The organism is Chlorogloeopsis sp. ULAP01, assembly GCF_030381805.1.
Classification (GTDB): Bacteria; Cyanobacteriota; Cyanobacteriia; order Cyanobacteriales; family Nostocaceae; genus Chlorogloeopsis.
Genome location: NZ_JAUDRH010000006.1, coordinates 33,861 through 47,668, shown reverse-complemented (window position 1 = coordinate 47,668; position 13,808 = coordinate 33,861). Strand labels below are relative to the sequence as shown.

12 protein-coding genes are annotated in these 13,808 nt (G+C 41.3%); 5 read left to right on the top strand and 7 right to left on the bottom strand.

The window, feature by feature from the left end:
* Window positions 1–118: 118 nt before the first annotated feature.
* From QUB80_RS13010 to QUB80_RS12995, 4 genes are all read left to right on the top strand, one after another.
* Window positions 119–2,554, top strand: a complete 2,436-nt coding sequence (locus tag QUB80_RS13010; protein ID WP_289789932.1) for a PAS domain-containing protein — start codon at window positions 119–121, stop codon at window positions 2,552–2,554.
* A gap of 242 nt (window positions 2,555–2,796) precedes the next feature.
* Window positions 2,797–3,243: a response regulator gene (locus QUB80_RS13005; RefSeq protein ID WP_289789931.1), complete on the top strand. Its 447-nt coding sequence runs from the start codon at window positions 2,797–2,799 to the stop codon at window positions 3,241–3,243.
* Between the two features lie 16 nt (window positions 3,244–3,259).
* The gene (locus QUB80_RS13000; protein ID WP_289789930.1) at window positions 3,260–5,152 is read left to right on the top strand and encodes a hybrid sensor histidine kinase/response regulator; all 1,893 of its coding nucleotides are present in this window, start codon (window positions 3,260–3,262) and stop codon (window positions 5,150–5,152) included.
* Between the two features lie 105 nt (window positions 5,153–5,257).
* Window positions 5,258–5,644: a nuclear transport factor 2 family protein gene (locus tag QUB80_RS12995; RefSeq protein WP_289789929.1), complete on the top strand. Its 387-nt coding sequence runs from the start codon at window positions 5,258–5,260 to the stop codon at window positions 5,642–5,644.
* Window positions 5,645–5,884: 240 nt separating this feature from the next.
* On the opposite strand, the gene QUB80_RS12990 is transcribed toward QUB80_RS12995, so the two are convergent.
* The 6 genes from QUB80_RS12990 to QUB80_RS12965 all read right to left on the bottom strand — a co-directional run bounded on the left by QUB80_RS12990 (window position 5,885) and on the right by QUB80_RS12965 (window position 10,308).
* Window positions 5,885–6,757, bottom strand: a complete 873-nt coding sequence (locus QUB80_RS12990) for a tetratricopeptide repeat protein (RefSeq protein ID WP_289789928.1) — start codon at window positions 6,755–6,757, stop codon at window positions 5,885–5,887.
* Between the two features lie 6 nt (window positions 6,758–6,763).
* Window positions 6,764–6,889 carry a hypothetical protein gene (locus QUB80_RS12985; protein WP_289789927.1) on the bottom strand — a complete coding sequence of 42 codons (126 nt, stop codon included), beginning with the start codon at window positions 6,887–6,889 and terminating at the stop codon, window positions 6,764–6,766.
* A gap of 21 nt (window positions 6,890–6,910) precedes the next feature.
* On the bottom strand, window positions 6,911–7,891 hold the full coding sequence (locus QUB80_RS12980) for an nSTAND3 domain-containing NTPase (protein ID WP_289789926.1): 981 nt from the start codon (window positions 7,889–7,891) through the stop codon (window positions 6,911–6,913).
* Between the two features lie 283 nt (window positions 7,892–8,174).
* Window positions 8,175–8,717 (bottom strand): bifunctional pyr operon transcriptional regulator/uracil phosphoribosyltransferase PyrR, encoded by a 543-nt coding sequence (pyrR, locus tag QUB80_RS12975; protein WP_289790264.1) that lies wholly within the window; start codon window positions 8,715–8,717, stop codon window positions 8,175–8,177.
* 114 nt (window positions 8,718–8,831) lie between these two features.
* Window positions 8,832–9,797, bottom strand: a complete 966-nt coding sequence (gene cbiB, locus QUB80_RS12970; protein ID WP_289789925.1) for an adenosylcobinamide-phosphate synthase CbiB — start codon at window positions 9,795–9,797, stop codon at window positions 8,832–8,834.
* A 67-nt stretch (window positions 9,798–9,864) separates the two neighbouring features.
* Entirely contained in the window at window positions 9,865–10,308 is a 444-nt protein-coding gene (locus tag QUB80_RS12965; RefSeq protein ID WP_289789924.1) for an Rrf2 family transcriptional regulator, read from the bottom strand.
* Window positions 10,309–10,696: 388 nt separating this feature from the next.
* Between QUB80_RS12965 and QUB80_RS12960 the strand changes: the two genes are divergently transcribed.
* Window positions 10,697–11,110, top strand: coding sequence for an AbrB family transcriptional regulator (locus tag QUB80_RS12960; RefSeq protein ID WP_289789923.1), 414 nt, complete (start codon window positions 10,697–10,699; stop codon window positions 11,108–11,110).
* Window positions 11,111–11,502: 392 nt separating this feature from the next.
* On the opposite strand, the gene QUB80_RS12955 is transcribed toward QUB80_RS12960, so the two are convergent.
* Entirely contained in the window at window positions 11,503–13,398 is a 1,896-nt protein-coding gene (locus QUB80_RS12955) for a chloride channel protein (RefSeq protein WP_289789922.1), read from the bottom strand.
* Between the last annotated feature and the right edge of the window lie 410 nt (window positions 13,399–13,808).

Below are 13,808 nucleotides of genomic sequence, written 5' to 3'. Positions count from 1 at the left end.
TTTAGGCATTTTAGCCAAGGCTAGTATGGGCTGGTTGATTTGGATATTTCGTAATTCTAGATAGTTATTGTTAAAATCTGCCCCTTACCAATGACTAATAACTAATGACTAATAACACATGAGTAATTTAATTTTGATCGTTGATGACGATCATTTGATGCAGGCGCAACTGCGCGAACTATTGGAAGCCGCAGGGTATAGGGCAGCACAGGCAAGCAACGCAGAGGACGCACTAACTACCTTTGCCCAACTACAACCAGATTTAGTACTACTAGATGCTATTATGCCGGGTGTGGATGGGTTTAGTTGTTGCGAGCAACTACGAAGACTTCCTGGAGGCGATCGCACTCCTGTTTTAATGATTACAGCTCTTTATGATGAAGCATCAGTAGAACGGGCTTTTGCAGCTGGTGCCACAGATTTTATTACCAAACCGATCCATTGGCCAATATTACGTCAGCGAGTGCGTCGTCTGGTGGCAGCAAGTCAAGTGATGCAAGCCTTGCGAGAGCAAACCGAACAGGCACAAATGCAAGAAATGCAACTGCGCATGGCATTAGAAGCTGCCCAGATGGGTACTTGGAAATGGGATCTCCTCGCCAATAAAGTTAGTTTCTCAGAAAATTTGAGAACTTTGTTTGGTTTAGAAGCAGCCACGGCTAACAAAAGTTATGAAACTTTCCTGAGCTATATTCATCCTGAAGATCGCGATCGCGTTCACAACTCATTCCACAAAGCAATTGAAACGGGAGCAGAATGTGAAGTAGAGTTTCGTGTTGTTTTGCCTGACAATAACATTCGCTGGCTAGTGAAAAAGGGAGTCGTTTTTCGTGACACTTCTGGCAAAGCAGTGCAGATTTTAGGCATAGATATGGACATTACTAAGCGCAAGCACTCTGAAGAAAATTTGCATCAGAGTGAAGAGCGTTTCCAGATTCTTGCCCGTGCTACCAACGATGTTGTTTGGGACTGGAATTTAGTCACAAACCAACTTTGGTGGAATAATAATGTACATACACTTTATGGTTACTTCCCAGAGCAAGTTAGTCCTGATCCGGCTTGGTGGCACGAACGCATACACCCAGAAGATAGAACCAGAATTATTGCTGACATTGGTAATCTAATTCAAAGTGGGCAACATTTTTGGTCGAATGAATACCGTTTTCGCCGTGCTGATGGTTCCTATGCCTATATTTTTGATCGCGCTTATGCGGTTCGCGATAGTATGGGCAAACCAGTGCGGATGATTGGGGCAATGATGGATATTAGCGATCGCAAGCGTACCCAAGAAGAACTAGAACGCCAAAATATGCGATCGCGCTTATTTGCTGATGTCACTCTCAAAATTCGCCAGTCTTTGCAAATTGATGAAATTCTCCAAACCAGTGTCACAGAAGTGCAAAAGCTATTGCAGGCTGACCGAGTATTAATATTTAAAATGCTATCTGATGGTTCGGGAACTGTAGTTAAAGAAGAAGTTGTTCCCGGTTTTCCTGTAACTCTAGGACAAAACATCATCGATCCTTGTTTTAACGAAGGATACATTGAAAAATACCGCAAGGGTAGAGTTGGTACAATCAACAATGCCCAAGAAGATAAAGTTGAACCTTGCTATGCAGAATTTCTAGAAAAAATAGCTGTGAAGGCTAACCTAGTTGTGCCGATTCTCCAACACACCAAACTGTGGGGGCTATTAATTGCCCATCAGTGCGCCCATCCTCGCGACTGGAACGAGTCAGAAACTGAACTGTTGTTACAATTAGCGAACCAAATTGGTATTGCCCTAGCCCAAGCCAAACTTTTAGAACAAGAAACTCGCCAGCGACAAGAACTTGCCCGCTCCAATGACGAACTCCAAGAGTTTGCCTTTGTCGCCTCCCACGATTTGCAAGAACCACTCCGTAAAATTAAAACATTTGGCGATCGCCTCAAATTAATTGCCAGCGATTCTTTATCTGCCCAGGCGCTTGACTACCTCGAACGTATGCAGAATGCAACTCGGCGGATGCAAACTTTAATTGAAGACTTGCTGGCTCTTTCGCGAGTCACTACCAGAGCACAGCCTTTTGTCGCAGTGAATCTCTACCAAATTACTCAAGAAGTATTATCTGATTTAGAAATAACTATCCAGCAAGAACAAGCAAAGGTGGAAGTAGGTGAGTTACCTATCCTCAAAGCCGATCCCTTGCAAATGCGGCAATTGTTACAAAATCTGATTATCAATGCCTTGAAGTTTCATAGCCCCGAACAACCACCAATTGTCAAAATTTATAGTCAGATTTTACTAACTCCTTTAGATCCAATCGCCATTGGTACAGAACAGTGCCAAATTATTGTCGAGGACAATGGCATCGGTTTTGACGAAAAGTATTTAGATCGCATCTTTAATGTTTTTCAACGGCTGCACGGGCGTAGTGAATATGAAGGCACTGGCATCGGTTTAGCAATCTGTCGAAAAATCGTTGAACGTCACCAGGGTAGTATTACAGCCGAGAGCATACGTGGGCAAGGAGCAAAATTTATTGTTACCTTACCGATGAATCCTTCGTTTTAAATGAGAGCTTACACTGTTGTTGAGCAGCGTCAAGTTGGCAGTCTTCACAACTTAACAAACAAGGGTTTCAGGAAAGTTAAGCACTGCCCATCCTAGCAAAAATTACTTTTTTTTGCTTTTATAACTTATGGTAACAATATGGTAACAATAGAACTAGCTAATTATTTACTATTGTGATCTGAGATTTGTTGCAATTTAAGAATAAATTAATTATATGAATAGTAAAAAGGAGAAAATGCAGAGTGAAGGGTCGGCAAACAACTGTCACTATTTTAATGGCCGATGATGATGAGGATGACTGTATGTTAGCTCGCGAAGCTTTGACCGAAAGTCGTCTGGCAAATGACCTATACATCGTTAGAGATGGAGAGGAATTAATGGATTATTTGCATCGACGCGGTCAATATGCTAATTCCCATATATCACCCCGTCCTGCTTTAATTTTGCTAGATTTAAATATGCCTAAAAAAGATGGTCGTGAGGCACTTAGAGAAATTAAAGATGATCCAGAACTAAGGCAAATCCCTGTTGTGGTACTCACAACCTCAAAAGCAGAGGAAGATATTTATCGTACCTATGATTTGGGAGCAAACTCGTTTATTATTAAACCTGTCACGTTTGCAGCTTTAGTTGAAGTAATGAAAACCATAGGAAAATACTGGTTTGAAATCGTAGAACTGCCGCTATGAGCGGTGGGAGGCAGATATGACAAACAGCCCCATCCAAGTTCTTCTAATTGATGATGATGAAGATGACTATATTTTAACTCGTGATTGGTTTGGAGAATTCCAAGTAGTGGAGTGCGAGTTAGAATGGGTGGGTAGCTATCACGCTGCAAGAGATAAAATTGCTTCTCGACAACATGATGTCTATCTTGTTGATTACCGCTTGGGTGAAGGTAATGGGCTGGAATTGTTGCGCGAAGCTGTGACAAATGGCTGTAGCGCTCCCCTCATTTTACTCACTGGTAAAGGAGACCGAGAAATAGACGTTGAGGCAATGAAAGCAGGAGCAGCAGATTATTTAGAAAAAAGTCAGTTGACTGCCCCCTTGCTAGAACGTTCTATCCGCTATGCTCTAGAACGCAAACAAACAGAACATAAAATTCGTGAACAAGCAGCTTTGTTGGATGTTGCGACTGACGCAATTTTTGTTCAGGATTTAGATAATCAAATTTTATATTGGAATAAGGCCGCCGAACGCCTTTATGATTGGCGAAAAGAAGAAGCGATCGGCAAAAAAGTATCAGAAATTTGGCAAGAAAAAAATTTATCGCAATTGCAAGAAGCACTCTCCACAATGATGAAACATGGATCTTGGGAGGGTGAACTACAACAAATAACAAAATCTGGAAAAGAAGTTACTGTCGAAAGTCGTTGGACTCTAGTTAAAAAATTTGAGCGCAAAACACAATCTATATTAATTGTAAATACTGACATAACACAAAAAAAACAACTGGAAGCACAATTTTTACGCGCCCAGCGATTAGAGAGTATAGGTACACTAGCAAGCGGCATCGCTCATGATCTCAACAACGTTCTTGCTCCCATTCTGATGACAGCGCAACTGTTAGAATCGCAACTAAATGATGAGCGTAGCCAGCGACTTTTGCCCATATTAATCAACAATGCAAAAAGGGGGGCAAACTTAGTCAAACAGGTGCTTTCTTTCACTCGTGGTATGGAAGGCGATCGCACCTTGGTGCAATTAAAGCACTTGATTAGAGAAATTCAACAAATCATTAAAGAAACATTTCCCAAATCTATTGAAGTTTCCACCCAAATATCGCCAAACCTTTGGACTGTATTTGGCGATCCAACTCAACTGCATCAGGTACTAATGAATTTGTGTGTTAATGCCCGTGATGCCATGCCCAACGGCGGTAAATTGAAAATTACAGCCGAGAATTTTTTAGTTGATGCCAATTATGCCAGAATGCATATAGATGCACGAAGCGGTGCCTATGTAGCGATCGCTGTTACCGATACGGGAGTTGGAATTGCACTGGAAATATTGGATCGCATTTTTGAACCATTTTTTACTACCAAAGAGCTAGGCAAAGGCACCGGACTCGGTCTTTCTACGGTATTGGGAATTATCAAAAGTCACGGTGGTTTTATCAGTGTTTACAGCGAAATAGGTAAAGGCAGCGAATTTAAAGTGTTTCTGCCAGCACAACAGACACCAGAAATAAAAGAAGAACAAGAGGTAGAGTTACCTGCTGGAAACGGCGAGTTGATTTTGGTGGTTGACGATGAGGATTCAATTCGCGATATTACCAAAACTTCCCTAGAAACCTATAACTATAAAGCAATTACAGCTAGTGATGGCATTGAAGCCATCGCCCTTTACGCAGAACATCAAAATGAGATATCTGTAGTCTTAACAGATATGCTTATGCCCTCAATGGATGGGTTAACTACAATCCGCACCCTACAAAAAATTAATCCTAATGTCAAAGTAATTGCTGTTAGCGGGCTTGCTTCTGCCGAGAAAGTTAACGCCGCAACCGATATTGGCGTCAAAGCCTTTCTATCTAAACCCTACACCGCAAAGCAGTTATTGCAAACAATTGGCGCAGTTAAAAATGGAAAATGAAAATAAGGCAGCTATGCTGGAGGCATGAGGCAGAAGGATAGGGAACAGGGAACAGGAAAAAATGTAAATACTAATTACTATCAATTAACCATTAGTAATTAACAAATGACAAACACATCTGAAGTTTTAGCCGTTAATGATGCTTTTTACCGAGCATTTGAAAAAAAAGATATTGAGGCTATGAGTGTAGTATGGTCTCAAGGTACTGCTAGCCTTTGCGTTCATCCTGGCTGGAATATACTCAAAGGCTGGAAAGAAATCCGCAGCTCCTGGGAAAAGATATTTAGAAATACCCCATACATAGAAATTAATAGAGACATAATTGCCACAGAAGTACGTGAAAATGTTGCCTATATTGTGTTGCTCGAAAATGTTATGCAAGTCATTAATGGCAGAAAAATGGAAGCGCGATCGCTCGCTACAAATGTGTTCGAGCTTCTCGGTGGTAAGTGGTATTTAGTACATCATCACGCCAGCCCGATTGTGCGGTAAATTAAATTAGCAAGCATTCTGCATTCCTAACCACAGCATTTAGTGTGGTAACCACAGCTTATGCGTTCCTAACCACAGCATTTAGTGTGGTAACCACAGCTTATGCGTTCCTAACCACAGCATTTAGTGTGGTAACCACAGCTTATGCATTCCTAACCACAGGTTTGGTGTGGTAACCACAGCTTATGCGTTCGTTGTGACAACTTATGGATAATTGTACAGACGCGATTAATCGCATCTCTACCCACTAATAATCAAAGCCTGAAACCGCTCATCTTGCCGAATGCTGTCAAAATCAGAATCAGTTATTGCCCATTCTCGACATTCTTCGGGATTGAGATTGATGGCTTGCTGTAAATTTTCAAGTGCTAATTCAACGTTACCCTGCAAAACATAGCAACAAGCTTTGTTGTACCAAGCTTCGTGATCGTCAACTTTAAATTCAATCGCTTTATCGTAGGATGCGATCGCTTCTTCTAATCTTCCCAAATTACCCAGTGCAATGCCCCGGTTGTTCCAAGCTTCGTGATCGTCAACTTTAAATTCAATTGCTTTGTCGTAGGATGCGATCGCTTCTTCTAATCTTCCCAAATTAGTCAGCGCAGTACCCCGGTTGTACCAAGCTTGGTGTAAGTCGCCTTTGAATTCAATCGCTTTGTCGTAGGATGCAATCTCTTCTTCAAATCTTTCCAAATTACCCAGTGCAACGCCGCGGTTGTACCAAGCTTGGTGTAAGTCGGGTTTAAATTCAATCGCTTTGTCAAAGGATGCAACTGCTTCTTCAAATTTTCCCAAATTCGCCAGTGCCAAACCTCGGTTATACAAGGTATTTTCATCATTTGATTTGATTTCTATCGCTTTATTCCAGCAGTCAATTGCTTCCTTATAACGCTCTAAAAGCGCCATTTGATAACCAAAATTAAACAGTGAAGCATGCATTTCCTCAGGATATCGATTTGCCAGTTTCAGCATCAAGCGAAGTAAGGGGCGGATATATTTCCCAATTTCTACTTGCCTACCCTTTGCCTCAATTTGCCCATCGCGGGGTGTGAGGATGCGTTCGGCGTGAATTAAAAAATTGGTAGCTCGGCGAATTTGCCAACGATACCGCAACTGCTGCTAAAAATTCCCACCTGTCAACATCAGTGCAGTTGCTTCCACCGTCAAGCGAGAGAGTGGGATGTCAAATTGTTGCAACAAGTCAACTGCATCATAAATACAACGGCAGATCGCATATCTCGTCACCGCCTCTTGGTAGCGCCTTTCTCAAGTCTTTCCCAAACTTTCGCGGTAGGTGTTGGGGTTTAAAGATAAGCCATCGTTTTTGAGCCGTCGCAGATTCTCTACCACATTTCTAAAAGTGGCATCGTTGCGCCTTGCCAATTCGGGATACTGTTGCGGATCGGCAGCAATTTTAGCTTCGGTGACAGTTGCTGCTAACGCCCCAATAATCGCATCATCTTCCGGTTGAGGCAATTCATAAATTGTAAATCGCTGCCACAACTTCGGATATTTTTCCCATTGCAATTTTTCCCAAGGGCTAGTTTCTCCCGGAAAGTTAGACTGTTTTTCATTCCGCGCTGTGGCAATTACCCGCACTTCCTCTTTTCCGCAGAATTGTTCGTATCGTTCCAACGCTTCCAGCAGTCTTTCTTGCAACGGCACGTTAAACTTTTCCACCGGGCTTTTCTCGGCTTCTGGCGATATCTCCTCGCGGCTGCGATACATTTTCTGATTGAGATCGTCGAAGAAAAACAGCAATTTGCGATCTGTACCAATTTCTGTAGGCATCCGCGCCGGAATATCCAGCCATTCATTGGGTTTAAGATAAAGTACCATCCAGCCTTGTTGGTTGAGATGATTTACCAGTTCTGTGGCTTCCCGTGTTTTCCCCAATCCGGTGCGTCCTAAAATTAACACCCAGCGATGTTCTTCTAGCAGTTGTTGTAGTTCTCGGCGAATGTTGCGATTAGCTACTCGTTGTTGGTAGGCAATGTTGCGATCTGCCAAAGGATCGTTGTCTTCTCCACCCAGAATCCGCTTTTTCAAGTCTTGAGTTTGAGATTTAATTACCTCAAAGGGGAAAATTGACGGGGGAATACGCCGTTGGCGGTGTCGCCATCTTAACCACCACAAGAAAGCGATCGCTGCTGGTAAAATCGCAGGCAACCCACCTGAAAGTAGATTGTCAATAAAGTCCTTGCGATCTGTGTAGAATTTCAGAATTTCCCGAACAATAGCGGACACAAGATTGATTTACGCTTCAGCAGATGACTAATTTATATGAGATTTTAACTGATACAACCTCGAACGACTGAAAATTCTATAATTTGTACACTATATATTAGATTAAGTTAATTTAATTCTTGTGGGATGAGCATCTTGCCCGCCCCAAATATGCAAATTTAATCTGTAAATTAAATACACAACACCTGACTACTGAAAAATATCCTAAATAGATTCCGATGCACAAAGAAATTTTTTTTACGCTATCATGATGCACTACGCAGAATTAATCCATTACTAAAAATTAATCCCCAATCAACTCCACCGCATCTCGTCCATCGGTATCTTGGAAGTAAACCTTGATAATCTCTTCTTTGGCAGTAGGCAATTGCTTGCCAATAAAATCTGGATGAATAGGTAATTCCCGATGCCCCCTATCTACTAATACAGCTAAACGAATTACTTCTGGTCTACCATATTCATTTACAGCATTTAATGCAGCGCGAACAGTTCGTCCTTTGTATATAACATCATCGACAAGCACAACAGTTTTATCTGTTAAATCAAAAGGGATATCAGTTTTAGCAGGAGTGCGCAAGCCAATTTGATCGAGATCGTCTCGATAGAATGTAATATCCAATGCTCCCACTGCCACAGATACACCTTCTAGTGCCTCAATTTGACGCGCTAGCAATTGTGCCAAAGGCACTCCCCTAGTATATATACCAATTAATACCAATTGCGACAAATCCCGTGTCCTCTCCACAATTTGAGATGCAACACGATTGACAGTACGACGAAGTTCTTCAGATGAGAGAATCTCAACCACTTTTGCATTGGTAGAAATATTCATTTACCCATATCTCCCTGATTAACTTAACTGGGAAGTGGGTGTCAGTTATCAGTTACCTTTTTCTTTCACTGTTCCCTGTTCCCTATTCCCTGTTCCCTATCTCCATAATTACCTTTTTAAAAAGATTAGCAATAGAATACTTACCCCTAACCACAGCAAAAAACAATATCTAGTTAGTTGTAAAGCTTTATTTATAAAAATAGGTGCGATCGCATGAATATCATCTCCCAACAATGGTTTATGCTTGGCTACGCCACCATACCAATTCGTACCTCCTACTTGTACGCCCAAAATTGCTGCATAGACACACTCACTCCAACCAGAATTAGGACTAGGATCTTGAGGTGCATCACGGCGACAAATTTTAATAACGTGCAAGGGTTTACCAGACAGCAGCGCTAAAGTTATTACTGCTAGCCGACAGGGAAGCCAAGTCAAGCCATCTTCCAAGCGCGCACTAAACCAACCCAAATAAGTATAGGGTGCCTGGCGATAACCCACCATTGAATCTAGAGTGCTGCTGGCTTTGTATGCCAAAACCAAAGGTACTGAACCCACTACTGGCACAAATGCACCAATAATCGTATAAAAAAGAGGAGCCATTACCCCATCGATCGCATTTTCTGTAACTGTTTCTAAAATAGCTCGCAATATTTCTGATTCTGTCAGATTTTTTGTATCTCTACCAACGTAATTACTTAAACTAGAGCGAGCATCTTGAATTTTACCTAATGTTAAAGGTTGCAAAACTGTTTGAGCCGCTACCCTTAAACTTTTAAGAGCAAAACAGCTGGCTAAAAGAATGCTTTCTATCGCTATACCTAAGAATGGATGCAACCATCTGGTAATTTGAATTATTAAGTAGCCAGCAATGCCACTACCTACTATTAAGACGATGCCTAACACAATTCCGGCTAAACGTTGTGTTAGGGAATTTTGACAATATATCAGAGCTAATTTGCTGAAGCGAGAAATTATCCACCCCATTACTCTTACAGGATGAGGCCATCCCCAGGGATCGCCAATTAAGTAATCTAAACCAGCAGCAAGAATTAAAACAATAACAGATATCATTTCTTTAATTTCTGTGGGGATTTTAGTACCTAATCACTAGTCCCTAGTCCCCAGTCCCTAACATTGACTAAACCACAAAACTAGCTTCTTCCCCAAGGGAAGCTTGCCAACTACGAGCATCATAATAAAGGTCTGCCAAAGTAATACTGTATAATGCTTCTTTCAACTTTTGGTGTAACCTCTGCCAAAGAGTAAATGTTACCCAATCTTCTGCTTGTCCTCGTGAAGCTTGATGATGGGGTAGAGGTTCAATAGTTTCGCCAACTGCTTCTAGAATTTCCCCTAAAGAAATTTGTGCTGGATCTCGTGCTAGTTTGTATCCGCCGATGCTACCACGAATTGATTTTACCAATCCTGCACGACGCATTTCTATTAGTAGTTTTTCTAGGTAAGCAGCAGGAATATTTTGCCGTGAGGCGATCGCTCTCACCGAAACAGGGCCATACTCCGGCTGCAAGCTCAAATCTAATAAAGCCTTTACACTGTAGTGTCCTCTGGTAGTTAATTTCATTTTGGTTAGCTTTTTTGTTTATCCTTTGTCATTTGCCCTTAGTAACTAATCACCAATGACCAAGGATCAGTTTTACTTATCATTCTGTATGCCAATTATTAAATCAATGCGAATAGGCAACCTTCTACGCTTTAGGAAACTTAAACAAATACAGTGTAGCAGTTCTTCACAAACTACAGATAGTTATCAGCATGGGTAAAATTCTTTGAATATTAGTTTATTAAGGGAAGATTGGTAAAGAGTACAAAAATTTTCTGCTGTTTGTGTAATATACTTGGCAGTAGCTGAAATAAAAAAATTAAAGAATTGTTTTCTTATTTCCTCAAGGTCAGCTAAAATAAAATCGACTAAACTTTGTAAATCGTTCGTTCATTTTTAATCTAAGTTGATGGCTAAAGCGAAAAAAATTGAACCCCTAACTGGTGAAGATCTGCTCAAAAAAGTCAAAGAGCTAGAAAACCTGAGTAAGGAAGAAAAAGCTAAACAGTGCGGCTACTATACCGTTACCAAAAATGGTATAGAGCGTGTCAATATGATGAAGTTCTTGAATGCTCTAATTGATGCCGAGGGTATTCAGTTAGATAGTGCTCCCAGTGCAAATGGTCGGGGAGGACGCAGCGCTAGCTATAGAATTAGTGTCCAGTCTAACGGTAACTTGTTAATAGGTTCCGCTTATACAAAACAGATGAATCTCAAACCCGGAGATGAGTTTATCATCACTTTGGGCAAAAAGCATATTCGTCTGAGACAGATAGACACAGAAGATAGAGAAGATGCCGAAGCTCTAGAAACAGTAGCTTAAAGTCGGTTGTCATTTGTCATTTGCATTAGTTCGGCAGTCCTCACCCAAAATTGAGGGTTTGCCATTACCTATTGTAATAGTCAAAGTGATGTGCTCTCGTATGATCCCGCCCAAAACAGAAGTACCGGGCTAATAGCGCAAGTTCACTTCTAGGACTGAAAATATGCTGCGAGTCTACTTAAAGTAGACCTTAGCTGTTAGGTTTGAGAATTGATTCTCTAGCGGGATAGCAACGAAGTGAGATATCTATAAAGATGTGGGTAACGACAAGGACTGAGGGAGAGGTTTTAGCTTATGAAGTCTATGTTATTTCTCCTTTGTCAGAGGACTAAAAAAGGACACGAATGTTATCGTGTCCTTACCTAAACTGATGACTATTGTACAGACGCGATTCATCGCGTCTCTATTGTTTTCGTTGCCACTGGTAGATAATGACAAAGAGTTCTGCGTATAGCTGCCACTTTGGATGTCAAAGCAATTTCTTCCCGTTCCAATAAACCTAAAATTTGTTCAGGATTGTCTTGTGCTATCACTGGTAGCTGATGTAAACCTCGCACAGCCATGCGATCTAAAGCTTCCGATAAAGGTTCATCTCGCCAAGCATAAACAATATCAGTGGTACAAATATCTTTGAGAGTTTGATTGGATAAATTACGTTTAATTTCGCTATTTGAATCTGGGTAATTTTGCCAAGCAGAAAGGACGCGATTAATATCTTCTAAAGACACAATCCCAATTAGCTGCCCTGCTTCATTAATAACTAAAGCACTGCGAGTGCGATCGCGGATCATTTCTAAAGCAGCTTCTATAACCTGCATTGTTGCCAAAAGCTTTTTTGGGCAAGGATGCATAGCTTCTCCAACCATAATTTGCTGAACAATTTCTGCTTGCTCGTCTTTCAATTCCGAAAGACCTATTTGTTGAAGATTAGAATTAGAGTTGGAAGTAGGTTTGAATCGCTCGACTAGCCATACACTTAAACCCACTGCTGCCATGAGTGGTAAAACAATGCGGTAGTCTCGTGTTAATTCAAATAATAATAAAATTGCCGTTAATGGTGCTCTTACACTTGCAGCTAGTACTGCTGCCATTCCCACCATTGCATACGCCGGAGGGGCAGCCATAAAATCGCTAATCATAGGTGCTAAAGTAGCTAAAATTTTTGCATAAGCAGAACCCAAAGAAGCACCTAAAAACATCGCTGGTGCAAATAAACCACCAACAAAACCACTACCAGCACTAATGGCTGTCATTGCCAGTTTTGCAAATAAAAGCACCACCAAAAGTTGCAGCGAAAACTCCACATCCTGAAGCATCGCCTCTACTGTTTCATAACCAATCCCTAAAATTTGTGGCAAGTACAAAGCCACAGCACCAACGATCGCACCGCCAATAATTGGATGAATTGGCTTCGGTATTTTTCCAAACCAAGCAAAACCTGGTACTTTCCCGGCAAAGGTGGCTTTGAGGAGTCTAATTGATTGAGTGTAAGTCAAAGACACTAGGCTTGCCCACAACCCCAAACCCAGATAAAGTGGCAATTCTAAAGGACTACGGACTTGGTAAACAGGTAAAGTAAAAGCAGGTTGCGCTCCCAAACCAATTTGAGCAATTAATGCTGCTACCACTGCTGCCAGCAATACCACACTCACTGCCGAAGTAGCAAAGGATGTCGCCCCCAATACCACCTCTAGAGCAAAAAACACACCTGCGATCGGGGCATTAAATCCAGCCGCCAAGCCAGCAGCAGCACCAGCACCCAACAGCAAACGTTGGCGTTCTCGCGATACTTGTAATACCACAGACAGCAGCATGCCAAAGCTAGCACCTATTTCTACACTAGGCCCTTCAGGCCCCAAAGAAGAACCACTACCAAGAGAAACTGCTGCTGCGATCATCTTTGTGACTGGGCGCAGTTGTCTTTTGATTTCTCCTTTTTGAGATGCCGCAATCAAAGATGATAATCCAGGGCCAAAATCTTGCGATCGCCAGCGCATCAAACCAACTATTAATCCTCCCAAGATGGGAATGCAGGCTAAAGTCCAAGCACCCCAGCCGCCGATCGCACCCATCAAATTTTCTAACATCAAGCGATGAATCAGCTCGATTAAATAGTGAAATGTAACTACACCCATACCACTGCCTCCACCGATGAGTACAGCCAGAAGTAGTACAATTGTTTCTTGAGATGGTTGAAAACGGTTAAATAAATAGGTTAAAACAACGGGAGAAGGAAAGGCAGCCTGTTCACTTACCTTCCTGAGTTCTGTGGGAGGCAGGAGAGTCATTGAATGAGGAGTAAATCTAATAAAAAATTTAAATTTTATGCTTTAGTTTTTATTGTCAGGCATTATTTAGCCAGTAGACAAGCAAAAACTTTAATATGTAGTTATTTCTACTATATATATAATTCACTAAAAAAATTCATAACATCCTTTTATAAGTTGGAGAAAATAAACCGCAAGCCAATAGCTAGAATCTACAAGATTATTGATTGTATAGACGCTGAAAGATGTATTAATTATAAAGTTTTGGTGAATCTACTGAAATATTGCGCCAAACTTCATACCGCGATTCGTGTATAGTCATAATGGCTTGAGCAATGCTGAATTTTGTGTTTTGTATTTTTCTAAAAAAGCTTTAGTTAAAAATTTTCTAATCTTCAAATTTTGTGTAGTGGTGATGCTTAAATGAGAGA

Coding starts and splice junctions, on each gene's coding strand:
- QUB80_RS13010 (WP_289789932.1), top strand. CDS start 119: ATGAGTAATTTAATTTTGATCGTTGATGACGATCATTTGATGCAGGCG.
- QUB80_RS13000 (WP_289789930.1), top strand. CDS start 3,260: ATGACAAACAGCCCCATCCAAGTTCTTCTAATTGATGATGATGAAGAT.
- QUB80_RS12995 (WP_289789929.1), top strand. CDS start 5,258: ATGACAAACACATCTGAAGTTTTAGCCGTTAATGATGCTTTTTACCGA.
- cbiB (WP_289789925.1), bottom strand. CDS start 9,797: ATGATATCTGTTATTGTTTTAATTCTTGCTGCTGGTTTAGATTACTTA.
- QUB80_RS12965 (WP_289789924.1), bottom strand. CDS start 10,308: ATGAAATTAACTACCAGAGGACACTACAGTGTAAAGGCTTTATTAGAT.
- QUB80_RS12960 (WP_289789923.1), top strand. CDS start 10,697: ATGGCTAAAGCGAAAAAAATTGAACCCCTAACTGGTGAAGATCTGCTC.
- QUB80_RS12955 (WP_289789922.1), bottom strand. CDS start 13,398: ATGACTCTCCTGCCTCCCACAGAACTCAGGAAGGTAAGTGAACAGGCT.